This window comes from Pseudomonas sp. LBUM1656 (assembly GCF_059716065.1).
This window is the reverse complement of record NZ_CP166800.1, coordinates 1,654,149-1,670,465: the sequence shown is the minus strand read 5'-3', so window position 1 is coordinate 1,670,465 and position 16,317 is coordinate 1,654,149. Positions and strand designations below refer to the sequence as shown.

The 16,317-nt window shown below is 57.7% G+C and carries 16 protein-coding genes and 1 pseudogene; 9 read left to right on the top strand and 8 right to left on the bottom strand.

Going from position 1 to position 16,317, the window contains the following annotated elements; genetic code table 11:
- Window positions 1–113 precede the first annotated feature (113 nt).
- The 3 genes from ACA072_RS07400 (at window position 114) to ACA072_RS07390 (ending at window position 2,611) form a co-directional block, all read left to right on the top strand.
- Window positions 114–1,493: a sodium:solute symporter family protein gene (locus ACA072_RS07400; RefSeq protein WP_497623809.1), complete on the top strand. Its 1,380-nt coding sequence runs from the start codon at window positions 114–116 to the stop codon at window positions 1,491–1,493.
- A gap of 85 nt (window positions 1,494–1,578) precedes the next feature.
- Window positions 1,579–2,304 carry an MBL fold metallo-hydrolase gene (locus ACA072_RS07395; protein ID WP_461980175.1) on the top strand — a complete coding sequence of 242 codons (726 nt, stop codon included), beginning with the start codon at window positions 1,579–1,581 and terminating at the stop codon, window positions 2,302–2,304.
- 55 nt (window positions 2,305–2,359) lie between these two features.
- Window positions 2,360–2,611 (top strand): acyl carrier protein, encoded by a 252-nt coding sequence (locus tag ACA072_RS07390; protein ID WP_497623808.1) that lies wholly within the window; start codon window positions 2,360–2,362, stop codon window positions 2,609–2,611.
- A gap of 212 nt (window positions 2,612–2,823) precedes the next feature.
- Here ACA072_RS07390 and ACA072_RS07385 read toward each other — a convergent pair whose 3' ends face one another.
- Complete coding sequence (locus ACA072_RS07385; protein WP_007914492.1) at window positions 2,824–2,952, bottom strand: PA1414 family protein; 129 nt, start codon at window positions 2,950–2,952, stop codon at window positions 2,824–2,826.
- A 139-nt stretch (window positions 2,953–3,091) separates the two neighbouring features.
- Window positions 3,092–3,985 carry a putrescine utilization regulator PtrR gene (ptrR, locus tag ACA072_RS07380; RefSeq protein ID WP_497623807.1) on the bottom strand — a complete coding sequence of 298 codons (894 nt, stop codon included), beginning with the start codon at window positions 3,983–3,985 and terminating at the stop codon, window positions 3,092–3,094.
- A gap of 103 nt (window positions 3,986–4,088) precedes the next feature.
- Between ptrR and ACA072_RS07375 the strand changes: the two genes are divergently transcribed.
- Complete coding sequence (locus tag ACA072_RS07375) at window positions 4,089–5,270, top strand: MFS transporter (protein WP_497623806.1); 1,182 nt, start codon at window positions 4,089–4,091, stop codon at window positions 5,268–5,270.
- Here ACA072_RS07375 and ACA072_RS07370 read toward each other — a convergent pair.
- Window positions 5,215–6,147 (bottom strand): DMT family transporter, encoded by a 933-nt coding sequence (locus ACA072_RS07370; RefSeq protein ID WP_497623805.1) that lies wholly within the window; start codon window positions 6,145–6,147, stop codon window positions 5,215–5,217. The genes ACA072_RS07375 and ACA072_RS07370 overlap by 56 nt on opposite strands.
- Window positions 6,148–6,273: 126 nt before the next feature.
- Window positions 6,274–7,110, bottom strand: a complete 837-nt coding sequence (locus tag ACA072_RS07365; RefSeq protein WP_497623804.1) for a CvfB family protein — start codon at window positions 7,108–7,110, stop codon at window positions 6,274–6,276.
- Between the two features lie 353 nt (window positions 7,111–7,463).
- On the opposite strand from ACA072_RS07365, the gene ACA072_RS07360 reads away from it, so the two are divergent.
- The 3 genes from ACA072_RS07360 (at window position 7,464) to ACA072_RS07350 (ending at window position 9,536) form a co-directional block, all read left to right on the top strand.
- Window positions 7,464–7,652 (top strand): PFL_1563 family small protein, encoded by a 189-nt coding sequence (locus ACA072_RS07360; RefSeq protein WP_017337097.1) that lies wholly within the window; start codon window positions 7,464–7,466, stop codon window positions 7,650–7,652.
- A 220-nt stretch (window positions 7,653–7,872) separates the two neighbouring features.
- Window positions 7,873–8,589: a TorF family putative porin gene (locus tag ACA072_RS07355; protein ID WP_497623803.1), complete on the top strand. Its 717-nt coding sequence runs from the start codon at window positions 7,873–7,875 to the stop codon at window positions 8,587–8,589.
- Between the two features lie 77 nt (window positions 8,590–8,666).
- The gene (locus ACA072_RS07350; protein WP_497623802.1) at window positions 8,667–9,536 is read left to right on the top strand and encodes a DUF6279 family lipoprotein; all 870 of its coding nucleotides are present in this window, start codon (window positions 8,667–8,669) and stop codon (window positions 9,534–9,536) included.
- Window positions 9,537–9,661: 125 nt separating this feature from the next.
- Here the strand turns inward: ACA072_RS07350 and ACA072_RS07345 are convergent, their stop codons facing one another.
- Window positions 9,662–10,051 carry a transcriptional regulator gene (locus tag ACA072_RS07345; RefSeq protein WP_497623801.1) on the bottom strand — a complete coding sequence of 130 codons (390 nt, stop codon included), beginning with the start codon at window positions 10,049–10,051 and terminating at the stop codon, window positions 9,662–9,664.
- A gap of 178 nt (window positions 10,052–10,229) precedes the next feature.
- Here ACA072_RS07345 and ACA072_RS07340 point away from each other — a divergent pair, with 178 nt between their 5' ends.
- Window positions 10,230–10,964 (top strand): DUF899 domain-containing protein, encoded by a 735-nt coding sequence (locus tag ACA072_RS07340; RefSeq protein ID WP_497623800.1) that lies wholly within the window; start codon window positions 10,230–10,232, stop codon window positions 10,962–10,964.
- 66 nt (window positions 10,965–11,030) lie between these two features.
- Here the strand turns inward: ACA072_RS07340 and ACA072_RS07335 are convergent, their stop codons facing one another.
- A complete protein-coding gene (locus ACA072_RS07335; RefSeq protein ID WP_497623799.1) occupies window positions 11,031–12,188 on the bottom strand; it encodes an MFS transporter in 1,158 nt (385 codons plus the stop codon).
- A gap of 48 nt (window positions 12,189–12,236) precedes the next feature.
- Entirely contained in the window at window positions 12,237–15,152 is a 2,916-nt protein-coding gene (locus ACA072_RS07330; RefSeq protein WP_497623798.1) for an aldehyde dehydrogenase family protein, read from the bottom strand.
- Between the two features lie 591 nt (window positions 15,153–15,743).
- Between ACA072_RS07330 and ACA072_RS07325 the strand changes: the two are divergent.
- A pseudogene (locus ACA072_RS07325) lies at window positions 15,744–15,934 on the top strand (DUF899 family protein); the annotation flags it as partial.
- Window positions 15,935–15,943: 9 nt separating this feature from the next.
- Here the strand turns inward: ACA072_RS07325 and ACA072_RS07320 are convergent.
- Window positions 15,944–16,168 carry a hypothetical protein gene (locus ACA072_RS07320; RefSeq protein ID WP_497623797.1) on the bottom strand — a complete coding sequence of 75 codons (225 nt, stop codon included), beginning with the start codon at window positions 16,166–16,168 and terminating at the stop codon, window positions 15,944–15,946.
- Window positions 16,169–16,317: the final 149 nt, after the last annotated feature.

Genomic DNA, 16,317 nt, shown 5'->3' with positions numbered 1-16,317 from the left:
CTACATCGATGTGACTGAAAGACCGCATTCGCGAGCAAGCCCGCTCCCACAGAGAGCAACCCCACTGAACATCTTTGTTTCACCATAAAAAAGACAATCGGAGACACGCCATCATGGCATTGGATTTATTCGTCGTTCTCATATACGCCGCCGCGATGCTGGTACTCGGCTACTTCGGCATGCGCAAGGCCAAGACCCACGAAGACTATTTGGTCGCCGGTCGCAACCTCGGCCCTAGTCTCTACATGGGCACCATGGCCGCAACCGTTCTGGGTGGCGCGTCCACCGTCGGCACCGTGCGCCTGGGCTACGTCCATGGCATCTCCGGTTTCTGGCTGTGCGCCGCACTGGGTTGCGGGATCGTCGCGCTGAACCTGTTCCTCGCCAAACCGCTGCTGAAGCTCAAGGTATTCACCGTTACCCAGGTGCTGGAAAAACGTTACAACCCGATGGCTCGTACGGCGAGCGCGACCATCATGCTGGCCTATGCACTGATGATCGGCGTGACTTCGATCCTGGCGATCGGCACCGTTCTGGAAGTGCTGTTCGGCCTGCCGTTCTGGGTTTCGATACTGCTCGGCGGTGGTGTGGTGGTGATTTACTCGACCATCGGTGGCATGTGGTCCCTAACCCTGACCGACATCGTCCAGTTCGGTATCCAGACCGTGGGCCTGATGTTCCTGTTGCTGCCGATCTGCCTGTACCGTGTCGGTGGCTGGGATCAACTGGTTGCCCAATTGCCAGCCGCCAGTTTCAGCTTCACCAGCATCGGCTGGGACACCATCATCACCTACTTCATGATCTACTTCTTTGGCATCCTGATCGGTCAAGACATCTGGCAACGGGTGTTCACCGCACGCAGCGAGAAAGTCGCCAAGTACGCGGGCACGTCTGCCGGGATCTACTGCATTGTCTACGGCTTGGTGTGTGCGCTGATCGGCATGGCCGCCCATGTGCTGATTCCGGACCTGGACAACGTCAACAATGCCTTTGCCGCCATCGTCAAAGTGTCCCTGCCGGACGGTATCCGCGGCCTGGTAATCGCTGCAGCACTGGCGGCCATGATGTCCACCGCCAGCGCCGGCCTGCTCGCCGCATCCACCACACTCAGTGAAGACCTGCTGCCGAAGTTGCGTGGCGGCAAGCAATCGAATGTGAATGTTAACCGCCTGTTCACCCTGCTCACCGGCATCGTCGTGCTGGGCATCGCACTCGTAGTCAATGATGTGATCAGCGCACTGACCTTGGCCTACAACCTGTTGGTGGGCGGCATGCTGATCCCGTTGATGGGGGCTATCTACTGGAAACGCGCCACTACGGCCGGCGCGATCACCAGTATGGCGCTGGGCTTCGTCACCGCGCTGGTGTTCATGTTCAAGGACGGTATGGACGCCAACACCCCGATCTACTACAGCCTCGGCGTAGGTCTGGTGAGTTTCGTCGTGGTCAGCTTGCTGTCCCGTCGCCCGGCAGCGATGGCGAGCGCCATCTAAGCTGAAAGGAATGGATTAACTGTTTCTTCGACGGGTGTGGCGTCGGTTGCCACACCCGTTTTTTTTCGTCTGAAGGAAACTGCTTATGAAGATCGTCAGCCGCGATCAGTGGTTCGAGGTGAAACAACTCAGCGACGGCATTCGCCTGATTCACGAGCCTTACATCCGACCCTTTTATCGCTGCAATCTCTGGCACATCCAGGGGCGCGACAAGGACTTGCTGCTCGATAGCGGTTCCGGGCTGGTGAGCCTGCGCGAGCAATTGCCTTGGATCACTGAGCGGCCGCTGGTCGCCGTGGCGAGCCATTGCCATTTCGACCACATCGCCGGTCACCACGAATTTCCTGAACGTCTGGTACATCCGGCCGAGGCCGACATCCTGGCGGCACCTGACGGCGAAAACGATCTGAGCCGGGCGTTTGTCGGTGACGAGATGTTCGAGGCGCACCCGGACTGCCCGCTGTGCTACGCCGAATACCGGGTCAAAGCCGCGCCGGCCACGGGAATGATTGAAGAAGGCGACGTGCTGGACCTAGGTAATCGCGTCCTGCAAGTGCTGCACACACCGGGGCATTCACCGGGCGGCATCAGCCTGTACGAAGCCGCGACCGAGACCCTGTTCAGCGGCGACATCATCTACGACGGGCCGCTGATCGAAGACGCCTACCATTCCAATCTCGATGACTACGCTCGCAGCCTGCAACGCTTGCGCGCGTTGCCGATCCGCACGGTACACGGCGGGCATTTCGGCAGTTTTTCCGGGGAACATTTGCGCACGATGATTGACGAGTGGCAGCGCTCACACGCCTGAAGCCTGCTGTACTCAAGCCCAGGGACAACAACAATAACGCCCTCGAAGAACCACCATGAAAAGAGCTGCCGTTCGTGCCGCCGTGTATCGTTTCATCAGCCGCCTGCTGGAGGGCCAGGATGACTTTGACGACAACGCCAGCCTGGCGCAGTTGGGACTGGATAAACAGGATATCGAAGAGCTGATCTTCCATCTGGAAGATGAGCTGGGGTTGACGGCGTTTACAGGGGAAGAAGACCGGATGCTCAAGAATGCCAGGACAGCGAATGATTTGAGTCGGTTTTTGATGGAGATCGGGCGGGATTAAATCCGCCACACTTAGAATTCACGCGGTCCTGTAGCAGCTGCCGAGCACCGCGAGGCTGCGTTCGGTTCGGGCCGCGTTCGGACGAAGCAGTCGTGAATCAGACGACGCGGTGTGTCAGGCAAATTTTGCAAACAGGGTTGACGACTGCTGCGCAGCCGAACGCTGCCTCGCGGTGCTCGACAGCTGCTACAACAACAGCAGCAGCGTTGCGATTACCGGCGGCGCTGCTGGCGTCGACGCTGTTCGTCATCAGTGCGAATAGGCACAGGTTGCAGAGGCGGTTCAATCAAACCGAGCGCAACACCCAGATCGTGCAGCCAGTTTTGGATTTTCTCTTTCATGGTGCCCCCTTCAGGGTAGTGCCGAGCGACCGGAATTCTGTAGCCGCTTCGCACTGATAATAGTCCGAAGTCCTACGTATTGCTCGCCCAAATCCGCAATGATCTGTTACTGAATGGATCAAAATACCTGACCAATAGTTCAAGCAATCGCCGAAGCCTGTATCGACACCGATGGATAGACCGCCTGCTGCTGCTCAATCCACGCGTTCAGGTTGGCGCCGAGCATGCCCTTGCGCCACATTAGCCAGGTCGTAGCGTGAGCGAACGGTTCCGCCAACGGGTGCACCGCCACGCTCTCGCGGCCCGGCAGGCTGGCAAGCATCGACTCCGACATCAGCGCCACGCCCGAGCCGGCAATCACACAGGCCAGCATGCCCGGATAGGATTCAATCTCCATCGCCCGGCCCATGGCCGCGTGGTCATGGGCGAACCAGGCTTCCAGGCGCATCCGGTAGGAACAGCCCTGACGAAAGGTAAACACCGAGCGCCCTTCCACATCCAGCGCGCTGCGCACCGGCGGGTGATCGGCCTCGCTGATCAACACCAGCCGCTCGTCGCATAACGGCACGCCGTCGAGGCCGGCCAGCTCCAGCGGTCCGTCCACCAATGCCGCGTCGAGACGACCGGTGAGCAAGCCTTCAAGCAATTCGCCGCTGGGTCCGGACTGCACTTGCAGGTTCACCGCCGGATACGTGCGGTGATAACGCGCCAATAACCCCGGCAGATGAATCGCCGCCGTGCTGTACATGGTGCCCAGCACGAAGTCCCCGGCTGGTTGCCCGCCCTGCACCGCTGCCTGGGCTTCGTCGCGCAAGCTGAAGAGCCTGGCGGTGTAATCCAGCAGGACTTTTCCCGCAGGCGACAACTGCAAACGCTGACGCTCGCGGACGAAGAGTTCTACGCCGAGCTGCTCTTCAAGTTGTTTAAGGCGCGTCGACAGGTTCGACGGCACCCGATGCAAACGCTCGGCAGCCCGGGTGATCGAGCCTTCTTGCGCCACTGCCTGGAAGATCCGCAACTGGCTGAACTCCACGATCTTCTCCAAATCAGAACAAGTTACTCACTATTATTCATTTTTAAAGAAAGTCAATCAGCCCTAGCCTGACGGTCATTGATCCTTTGCAGGAATTGAGACCATGTCTCCACTGATTCGCCTACTCGCCAGTTTTATTGCCCTGATGATGGCCATGGGCATCGGCCGTTTCGCCCTGACGCCGCAAATGCCGCACCTGCTCAGCGAAGGTCAAATCGACCTGACCGCCGCCGGTCTGATTGCCGCCGCCAATTACCTCGGCTACTTCGTCGGCGCCGTGGACGCCATGTTTTCTCGCCGTCCCGATCAGGTCCGCCGGCGATTGTTGGGCGGTTTGTGGCTGTGTGTGCTGCTGACGCTGGCGTCGTTCTGGGCCAACGGGTTCTGGTCGCACCTGGTGCTGCGATTCGGCACCGGCGTGGCCAGCGCCTGGGTGTTGGTGATGATCACGGCGCTGAGCCAGCCATTGGCAGCGGCAGCCGGTCGCCCACGTCTGGGCGCCCTGGTATTTGCCGGACCGGGTCTGGGGATTTTTCTGACAGGTTTGTTGGCCTTGGGCTCGAATCTGCTGGGGCAGACGTCTGCCACCTTGTGGCTGGTGTATGCCGTTGTCGCCCTGGCGATGCTGCTGGTGATTCTGCCTTTTCTACCGAAATCGACCGCGACGGTCGTTGCCGCCCCGAGCGCAGCCACCTCCAGTCATCAAGGCATTGGCCGTCTAGGTGTGATCTACGGGTTGTACGGTCTGGGCTACATCATCCCGGCCACCTTCCTTTCGCAAATGGCCAGCGCCCAGTTCCATGGCCAATGGCAGGCCGACCTGTTCTGGCCGTGCTTCGGCCTGGCGTCTGCTCTCGGGGTGCTGCTGGTCAGTTTGCGTCGACAAACCCCCAATGGCACTCGCCACTGGCTGATGGCGACGTTGTGGCTGCAAGCCGCCGGCGTCTTTGCCTGCCTGTTGGGCAGCGGCTCGGGCCTGGCGCTGGGGGTGATTCTTTGCGGCACGCCTTTCCTGGCCTGCATGCAATTGGTGATGCAATGTTCCCGGGAACTGGCGCCCCACGCCACTCAACGCAATGCCGGGCTGCTGACGGCCTGCTTCGCCGTGGGTCAGCTCGCCGGACCGTTGCTGGCGGCGCTCAGCAGTCATTTCAGTGGCGGCTTACAGCCAGCGCTGGTGGTTGCCGGCAGCGGCTTGCTTGTCGCTGGTGGTCTGCTGTTGCGTCCGGTCACTGCTGCCCAAGGGCTTTGCGCAAACGACGGCGCACCCACTGCTCAGCGCTGACAAAAGTGATACCCAGCAGCACCAGCACGGCACCGATGACGAAGTTCAGGCTCAGCTCTTCACCCAGCAGCACCACGCCGAATGTGACGCCGAACAGCGGCGTCATGAACGAAAATACTGCCAGGTTCGCCGCCAGATAACGACGCAACAGCCAGAACCACGTCAGGTAACTGAAGAACGACACCACCAGTCCCTGGAACAGCACACTGGCCACCGCCACGGTGGTCAGACTGACATGGGTCACCTGGCCGCTGAGGATCGCGATCAGCAGCAGGCCGACGAAGCCGACGATCAGTTGATAAAACAGGGTCAGCGTGACGGGGGCTTCGGACAGTCGCGAGGCGCGCACCACCACCGTGGTCGCGCCCCAGGATGCGCCGGCCAACACGCCTAACGCATCGCCCATCAACATGCGGTGATCGAGGTTGTCCCAGGACACGCCGCCGGCAAACGCGATGGCGATCCCGACGAACGCGAGGAAAATCCCCAGCCACTGCACGGGTCTCAACCGTTCGCTCGGCAGCAGCCAGTGCACGCCCAACGCGGTAAAAATCGGCGCGGTGTAAAGGAACACCGACATGTGCGCGGCTGTGGTCAGTTGCAAGCCTTCGGAAATGAAGAAGAACTCCAGGCCAAATAGCGCACCCGCCAACAAGCCACCGCGCCAGGTGCTGCTGACCTGGTCCCAACCGCCCTTCCAGCAGATCAACAATCCTACGAGCAACGCGGAAATACCCGACCGCCCCGCCGCTTGCATGACCGGCGCGATGTCGGGCGCCGCCCACTTGATCATCACCTGCTGCACGCCCCAGATCAGGCACAAGCCGATCATCACTTGCAGGGCAAACCCATCGGCGCTACGCCGGGTGGCGCTCATTGGAACGCCTCGATAACACACAACATGGCAGTCACTCGGCAGTAGAAAGCAAAGTCCCGGCGCAGGGCCGGGGCTTTTAATTACAGTCCAACCCGATGTAATCGGTGAACATAGGTTGGCTCAAGGTCAGCTTAGTTCAATGCGATCCGCATGAATGACGATCTGGCCATTCTTGTACAACGCACCGATGGCCTTCTTGAAGTTGCCTTTGCTGACACCAAACATGCTGGTGATCACGGTCGGGTCGCTCTTGTCGCTGACTGGCAGGGTGCCGTTGTTGTCACGCAACTTGGCGAGGATTTTCGAGTTGAGGCTGGTGGCCGCTTCTTCGCCTACCGGTTGCAGGCTCAGGCTTATCTTGCCGTCGGCACGGACTTCTTTGATAAAGCCCTTCTCTTCTTTGCCGGCGCGCATGAACTTGAAGATTTCGTTCTTGTGGATCAGGCCCCAGTGCTTGTTGTTGATGATTGCCTTGAAGCCCATGTCGGTCGCTTCGGCCACCAGCAAATCAACTTCCTGGCCCGGGGTGTAGTTGGCCGGGCTCTTGTCGAGATAACGGTCCAGGCGCGCCGTCGCGGTGATGCGGCGGGTGTGCTTGTCGAGGTAGACGTGCACCACGACATACTCGCCGGCCGTCATCTGGCGCTTTTCTTCAGAGTACGGCAGCAGCAGATCCTTCGGCAGACCCCAATCCAGGAAAACACCAATGCTGTTGACTTCAACGACTTTCAAACTGGCGAATTCACCGACCTGAACTTTCGGCGTTTCGGTAGTCGCGATGAGTTTGTCATCGCTGTCCAGATAAACAAAAACGTTGAGCCAATCTTCATCTTCGCTGGGAATATCTTTGGGAATATAACGATTAGGCAGGAGGATTTCGCCATCCGCGCCACCGTCAAGATATAAACCGAAGTTAGTGTGTTTAACCACTTGCAAACTGTTGTAGCGCCCGACTAAAGCCATTTCCAATACCCTCATTGCGTGGGCGGCATTCTACCCGGTTTTGCGGGCGGCGTTCCTGCGGCCAGCCCGGTGACACCGGAAAATCTTCTGAAAGCCTTCATTTTCCTGGGTTCTGATTCAGGCTTTCGGCCGCTCGTCAGGCCGTACGAGCAATCGCCCCCCCTTGCCACCCCCTCGAAAAACCCTATTTTCCTACCGTCGTTCTTATTTAAAACAGCAGCTTAGGGGCGCATTTCGAATAGTAACTTGTGCATAATTACACCCCTACGATGTGTATTTTGAGGGGATATTTGCCAAGCAATTGTCAAGTATTTCCTGTACGATGCCTGGCCAAGTTAATTTTCTACAGGTTAATGGCCGCCATGCGTGTAAAAGCATCCAACAGCAAAGCAAAGCCAGCTCCAGCCGTTGAAACCAGCGAATCGATCAACAACCAGATTGCTGCGTTCCTCAAGTCCGGCGGCGAGATCCAGCAAATTGCCAAAGGCGTCAGCGGCCAGACGTTCGGCCCGTCCAAGCAGATCACTCTGGGCAAGAAGTAACACTCACCCAAAGATCCGCCGCGTCACCTGGTCCGTAAGCGCTTTGAGCTTCGAAGCGCTTGGACTGGAACCTCCCCGCAACACCCCGCCAAACACATCAATATTTCAAAAATCGACGAACGGCCTTCAATGCCGAGCATTCGCCGGTATGCTTGCACACGTCTAGATCAAGCGTTTCAGTAGGTTTTTGTTCCTGCTCCTCGCTGTCATGGAGTGACGCATGCTCAAACCCTCCCATTTATTGCTCGGCACTCTGCTGTCGTGTTCGGTCGCCAACGCGCAAATCTTCCAGCGCGAGTTGGGCGACTTCGATCTCAAACTCGGCACCACCCCCAGCCGCAGCATGGCCCAGGGCCTGGTCAAGCCTTCCAGCACCGGCTCGTTTCACGGCGGCCTCGACTTGAGCCACGACAACGGTTTTTATGTGGGGCAATGGGCACCGAGCATGGGTTTGACACCAGGAGCCAAGCTGGAAGTCGACTCCTATATGGGCTTTAAACAGCCCTTCGATAATACCCTCGGGTACGAAGTCGGCATGATCCGTTACAGCTATCCGAAAGTGGATACCCTCGACAGCCAGGAGCTGTTCGGTGGCCTGACTTTTCTCGGCAGCCGCTTCGGCGCCGCGTTCAGCAACGACCCGGACAAACAGAACAGCACCGTCTTCGCCGACCTGGGCGGCAATCAGCCGTTCGGCATCGGGATCAGCATGAAATACACCACCCATCAGCTCAACACACCGGCGTCTGTCGACGGTGGTTATATCGGCAGTTTCACCGATTGGTCGGTGCAGCTTTCGCGGCCGTTCATGGGCGTTGACCTCAACCTGATCTACAGCGACTCAAACCTCAGCGGCAGCGATTGTTCCGCCTATTCCGGGCACAACAGCCAGTGCGACGGGCTGGTTACCCTCAAGGCCGAACGCGCCTTCTATTGATCGGCTGAACTGCCGGGCACATTCTGCGTTCACATAAGAATCCACTCTATAAGCCAGACCTTCGCAAGGACTTGCCCATGTCGCGCTGGTTGAAGTATCTCGCCGTCATCATCACCCTAAGTCTCACCCTTGGCGCGTGCAGCCGCGTGGGCCTGGCCTATCGCAACCTCGACGTGATCATTCCGTGGACGCTCAGCGACTACCTGGACATGAACGGCGAGCAAAAAGGCTGGTTCAACGAGCGCCTCAAGGAACACTTGAGCTGGCACTGCACCACGCAACTGCCAGGCTATCTTGACTGGCTGGACCGCTTGCAGACCATGGTCGAAACCAATCAGATCACCGACGCCGCGCTGCAGACCCGCACTCAGGAAGCCAAGGCCGCCATCGCCCAGACAGCCCGGGAAATCACGCCCTCGGCCATCGAACTGTTGCAGGGACTGGATGAGAAGCAAGTTGCGGAAATGAACGACGCCTTCGCCAAGGATCAGCGCAAACGCCAGGAGGATTACGTCAAGCCGTCTCTTGACCAGCAGATCAAGCAGCGCGCCGAGCGCATGGAAAAGCGCCTGAATGACTGGCTGGGTCCGCTCAGCCCGACCCAGCGACAACGGGTGGTCACTTGGTCGAACGCCTTGGGTGACCAGAACACGCAATGGATCGCCAACCGCGTCCATTGGCAGAAGCAGTTCAGTGCGGCGGTTGCGCAGCGCCAGAGTCCGGAATTCCCACAGCGTATCGAGACACTTCTGGTGAATCGTGAGAGTTTGTGGACGCCGGCGTACCGTCAGGCTTTTGCCAACACAGAAGCGCAGGCACGAAGTTTGTTTGTGGATTTGATGGCTGAGAGCACACCGGCACAGCGCCAGCGCTTGTTGAAGAAGATTGAAGGGGTTCGCAAAGACTTCAACGATTTGAAATGCCTGAAAGCTGCTCAGCGAGGTTGAACCCCAACACAAATCAAATGTGGGAGCGGGCTTGCTCGCGAAGGCGGAGTGTCAGACAACGATGATGTTGACTGACACTCCGCCTTCGCGAGCAAGCCCGCTCCCACATTAGTTATCGGTAGTGTTCAGGCAATCTGCGCCTTCGACGCCACCTCATCAAACGTCACTTCATCCAGCGCATCTTCCTGCTCATCCAATACCTGCCGCGGATGGTCATTACCCGGAATGCTGCTGTCGATCAGGCTCAACAGACTCGAACCCCGTGGCGTCAAAATGTAATTGGAGCCGGTGCCGCCCTGCTCTTCTGGCCGAGGTTCGATATAGCCGCGCGCCAGCAGTAATTTTTCGTACTCACCGGCAACCGCTTTGAGGTGGTCGAGGTTTTCAGTCTCTTCGCCTTCTGACGCTTTCTCCGCAGCGTACTGCTCGGCATACGGGCGCGGCGTGAAACTGGCCTCACCGTGTTGCACTTCGTGCAGCAAGCGTTCAATCAAATCCCAGTTGTAAGTTGTCATCCTGATTCAACCTCCAAAGCCTGTGAGTGAGATGGCCTTCTTAAGTTGTGACCGGCACCGCGCGCAGCCGTTCAGCCGATCTTTTTGCGGCTGCCGACAGGCGGTATGTCGATTTGGACGCAAGCCAAACGACTAGGCTCTGTAAGTCACCTCCCAGCACTGCGAAGGAGAAAACCTGATGAACGTTCAGAATCATCCCGTCGTGTCCCGCGAAGAATGGCTCGCCGCCCGCAAACAACACCTGGCCCACGAAAAAGCCTTCACAAAGGAACGGGACAAGCTCAGCGCCGAACGCCGCGCCCTGCCCTGGGTGAAAATCGACAAGGATTACCACTTCCAGGGCCCCCATGGCGAACTGAAACTCGCGGACCTGTTCGGCGGCCGCAGCCAGTTGGTCATCTACCACTTCATGTTCGCCGCCGGATGGGACGAAGGCTGCCCCGGCTGCTCGTTCCTGTCCGACCACATCGACGGCGCCAACCAGCATCTGGCTCATCATGACGTGGCCGTGGTGGCGGTTTCCCACGCACCGTTCGCCGAATTCCAGGCCTTCAAACGGCGCATGGGCTGGAAATTTGATTGGGTGTCGTCAGAGGGCTGCGATTTCAACTACGACTTCGGCGTCTCCGCCCGAGCCGAAGACGTCGTCGCGGGCAAAGCCACCTACAACTACGAAAAATCCGACGGCGCCGAAGAAGAACTCCCCGGCCTCAGTGTTTTTTATCGCAATGAAGCCGGCGACATCTTCCACACCTACTCCACTTATGCCCGTGGCCTCGACCTGCTGGTCGGCGCCTATAACTACCTCGACCTTATGCCCAAGGGGCGAAATGAAGAGCAGATCATGGAATGGGTGAAGCATCACGATCGGTATGACGACAAGGCCTCGGCAGGCTGCTGCCACGGGGGATAGAGCTCAGAGCCCGAATCGTGGCCTTCGCGAGCACGCCCGCTCCAGCCGCGGTGGTGGCTCGGACGTTCAATCCAGCGCCTTCACCCCGACCGTTCTCCTGAACAGCGGCAACGCAAACAACACAAACAGCGCAGCTGCAGCAGACAGCGCCAACGGCAAACCGTGGGCGCTGGTTGTCATGGCTGCGCCACTGACCAGGGGCCCGAGCAAACTGCCTACGCCCCATAAAAACCCGGCACTGGCATTCGCCGTGACCAGGTCGGGCCCCTTGAACCCTTCGCCGATCAGAATGATCGCCAAGGTGTAGACCCCGCCAGCGACCGCCCCGAGCACCACCAGGCTTGGCCAGAGCAAGAAGGGATAGTTCATCAGCCACGGCAGGCATACACCGATTGCCAGAGAAAGCACACCGCACCCCAAGTAGATGATCGGCCTGGGGACGTTGTCCGAGAGCCAGCCCAGTGGAAACTGAAAGGCCGCGTCACCGAGCAGAATCACCGTCACCATGAGCGCGGCGAATTTGATGGCGTAGCCGTGATCGGCGGCGTACACCGGAAACATCGACAGGATGACGCTATCGAAAAACGAGAAGAAAATGATGCCCATACACAGCGCCGGTGCCACTTGAATGAAGCCCAGCACCGAGAACGTCTTGCTCTCCGAGTGCCCAAGATAGCCCGCCTGTCTGGGCAAGGTGAACCAAATGACCCCTAGCGCCAAAAGATGCCCGGCAATCACCACACCGATCACCTGGGGTCCCGCGGTGCCGAACAGGGCCACCATTCCCGGTCCGAGCAGCTGGAAAACCGTGAAACAGGTGGTGTAAATCGCGACAACCCGGCCCCTGTGGGAGTCCTGGGCGATTTCATTCACCCAGGATTCCCCCAGAATGATGATGATCCCCGCCGCCAGCCCCATCACCAACCTGGCCAAAGCCAGGCCGTACATCGACGAGGCGAAGCCCTCGACGGCGGCCACACTCAGGACCGACAGTGTGAAACACCCCAAATAAATATGTCGACGGCTCAGCCGCTGGCAGATCCAGTCCACCATAAAGGCCGACAGCATCATGCCGGCCGCCGGTAATGCTGACATCACGCCGATGTGCACATTCGACGCGCCCGCCTGGTACAGGCGCAACGCGACCACTGGCACGGTCGAACCGATACACAACCCGACAATGGAAACGCCGAGTACCAACGCCGCCAACAATAATCTATCCATTCATCACACCTCAGGCTCTCTGCCCGTCGATAGCCGGCCCACTTACGTTCAAACCGCCACGAGATGCTCGTGGATGTCCCGTTGTGGCAACGTCGGTTTGGCGATCCGCTCGCCGTTCACGTAGAGGCAGGACGCCGCGACTCCATACCCACCGTAAGGGTTGTAACCCTTCTCCACGACATGCAGGTCGGTGTCGTTCAGCACCGTATTCGCGTCATGTTTGCCGGACGCCACCAGGCCGTCGATGTAGCCACTGCTGCCAAACAACGACACGTACATGGAGTTGGGCGCATAAAGTGGATGTTCGAAATAACCCGACAGCTCCGCGTCTTCGGCATAAGGTTGAACAAAGAACACCGGGGCAAAGAACTCTTTATAGTTACCGCCCAGCGACAATGGCCGCTCGAACACGGTCGGACGAATCAATCCGCTGATCGGATTGATCTCGCCGCCATAAGTGCAGTGTTCGCGATACTCCTTGAACATCTTCACCACTTTCAACGTATGGTCAGGGTCGCTGTTAGGCCCGACGATGTTCTCTTTGCGTGCGTAATCGCCCACATAGTCCTCGCACTTGAGCAGCTCTTCGCGCAACCGACGAATGAACTCACCGTAGACCTGCCGATGCACAAGGATGCTGTTGGGACCGGCGCAATCCTGCCCCTGGTTGTACAACACCACCCGCAGTGCACTTTCAATTGCGGTGTCGATCGATGCATCAGCCGACACCACCAACGGGTTATGACCCGCCCCGTTGAGAATGAACAAGGTGCGCTTGAGGTAGGACTTTCTGACCTTGGTCGCGTTTTCCGGTGTGCCGGTAAAAATAACCACATCGGACAGCGCTGCGGTCTGGCTGACGAACGTCTCTTTGTCGGCAAAAGAAACATTCAGGTTCGGAAAGAAACGCTCCAGCTGCAACGACTCCAGCAACTTCCTATAGTGCGCGTGCATCGCCGTCGGCGGCCGCAGCCAGGCTGAATCGGCCAGCAATGAAGGGATAATGCCAAAGCAAGTCGTGGCATAGATCGGCTGATTGAGCGGCAAGTAACTGGTGACGCAACGCACCCTGCGTTCAAAGAACGGCCTGTTAAGCTCCAGACACTCAAGAAACTCGACACACCGCTCAATCTCATCCACCGCCACGTTGTAACACTCGAACCCCGAAAGACTCTCGGCAATCGCCTCACTGTTGCTTCGAAGATGCTGCGCAAACGCTGCGGCACGGACTTTGACCTCTTCGAAATCGATGGCTTCCAGCACTCGTCCGGCCTCCCGCTGCAGATCGTTAGTGGTCATCGGGCACGGGGCTTCGGACAACTCGGTAGTAGCTTGACTGACCTGCACATCGCTCATGGTTTCACTCTCCCTGTGTTGAACAGCCTGTTTGATCCGTGATTCGAGTTCCGCACAAAAAGCCTGAACACCCAGACGATTGATGTACCCGTGCAGTCGCGGCCCGCTTTCCTCGCCGAACAGACAGGCGTAAAGCATCCGGTAACCTGCACTGTGACTGGAAACGCCAACCTGATCGAAGACTTGCGTGATCTGTTCGCGAGCAACCGGTCTTTGGTCAACCGTCAGTTGTTTGAACTGCTCAGAAATCCGATGCAGCACCGACTCCCCATACTCGTTGAGCAGCCGCGGCTGGAAACGTGGGGCAACCCGTTCCTGGTAATAGGTAAACGCTTTCTGTACCACGTCGGTAAAGGCGTCATCCGCCACGATGTCCTGCCGGGTTTTGTCGTGTTGCAGCAGGTAGTGGTAAGCCGCATCAATGTCACCTGGATGGCAGGCGGTAAAGATGTTCAGCATCCGCTGGTAGGTGGTGCAACGCTTGCCATGGATCGGTGGACGATGGAAATAACCGACGGGGTTGTCATCGTCTCCCTCGACCATGCGCGCATGGTCGGCGCGGTAATCGTCATACGCCTTGATCGACACCTGTGGGTGGAAACGCGTGGTGCGATAAGGGTTGTTGAACATGAAATGCTGCAACGCCCCCTCGGGCATGTACTTGCTGACTTGCTCCAGAGAAAACCCGTTGCCTTTGCTTTTGGATATTTTCTTGCCGGCGATGTCGGTAAACAGCCCGTACTTCATCAGGATCGGTGCTCGTACATCCAGTACCTGGCAGATGTCGCGCACCGTATTCGCCGAGTCAGTCAAATCTTCGCCATGCATTTCAAACGCAGTATTGCGGTGAATCAGGCGCATTGCCCAATCGGCTTTCCACTGCAACTTGCAGTGACCGTCCAACACTGACGTGGTGATGTCTTCGCCAATCGGCTCGTCAGCGTAGTACTCCTGGGACGTGATGCTGTATTCCTCGCCTGGCCGGTTGATCAGCAGGTCCGGCGGAATCTGATAGACAATCTCCCCACGCTGCAGATCAACGTGCCGGACCACCAGATGCTCGATGACCCGCCCGGAAAAACGCGAAACAGGCATAAACATGCTGTAGCTCTTTCTACGGGTAATCCCCAGACGTGAGGCCACAACCTGATTGATCGCCTCCATTCGAGAGAGGAATTGTCTTATGGTCGAGTTGTAGAAACCGGATCGATAAAGCGCACTGTTTTCAACTAATTGATAGTCCAGCGCATAGGGCATCAGGGCCTGATCAAGTCGAGCGTTAATACCTGCCGAGAGACTTTCTGCCTGTTCGAAAGGGTCGGGAATATCGCACAACGGCAGCCCCAGACAACCTTGCAGGAGCTGCGGCTGAGGGAATGTACCCGGTACTTTTCTCAGCGCGTCCAGATCGTCGGAAACAATAATCAGCCGGGTTTCTTTATCGGATATTTTCTCGAATGCTGTTCTTACGATGCTGACCCGCAACACCTCACACAACGTTCCGATATGGGGAAGCCCGGAGGGTCCGAAACCCGCGCCAAACGCGACGACCCCATTGTGGTCGGCAGTTTTTTCCTGAATTTGCCGAGCAAGACTCTTCCACCACATGCAGTGAACTCCCTGTTTGATGCATCAATAGACCCGCCCCACCCAAGAGGACGTCCCGTTAAAAAGGCTCAGGCAATCGCTGACAGGCAGGGCAAAGCACCCGGCCAGTTATCAGGAAGGCAATAGGTTCAATAACGACTTAGCGTTTTTGGGGGGGAGGAGAGAACGTAAAGGCGAACAAAATGCTGCGACGACGACTGTTCGCAACATGGCTATCGAAAAGGGCGACATCCGGGCGGACGCGCACGATGTATCGATGTGGACTCAGTACGGAAGGAGACATGAAAGTATCAATAACCAGATATTTGCGAACGCTTTTCCAACACACGCGCCGTGTTCGATTACAGGCAGGCAATAAAACGGTTCTGTCGCCCACCAACCCTTGTAAAAATGAAGCGTCCTGTCTGGTACTGATGTGTGCCGTCATCCGACTCAACCTTGAGAAATGACTGACACGATCAACGGAAATAGCCTACGTGAACCTCTAATCAGAAATCAATCCCCGGGCGGCATCCTTTCGAAACAAATCCACAAGGTTCCACTGTTCTGGTGATTGCATCGATTGCCTGACTGCAGCTGGGGACGCGCCCGTCAGTGTTTTATCGCAACGGGGCCCGGCGAAATTCTCCACGCCTTTGCGACCTATGCCCGGGACCTTGTTGGTCGGCGCCTACAACTACCTGGACCTCACGCCCAAGGGCCGCAATGAGGAGGAGATCATGGAATGGGTGCAGCACCACGACAAACAGGAAGACAAGACGTCCTCCAGTTGCTGCCATGGGAATAGCGCACTAAAACACATAACAACTTTCAGGCCGCAGGGTCTCGAACCGCCACGACCGGATCACGCCATCGGCCGCGGTGTACACCGAATAGTTGCAATCGAACAGCCAGTTGAAGAAGTAGCGATTACCGTCGCCCTCGACCACTCGCTCGTCGCGGTGTTCGTGATTGTTCGGGGACCACAATATGAGTCGGCAGCGAACGTCGCACGGGCCGTTTTCGATGTTGGGCATGGGTTGCCCCACCAGGCTGTTGACGCTATCGATCCATGCTGAACGAGAGGGTCCGCAAGCTGATAAAAATAAAGGAATAAAGAAAGGAATAAAGGGGACAGATTTATTTTCCGGCCACACAGCAAAATAAATAAATCTGTTCCCTTTCA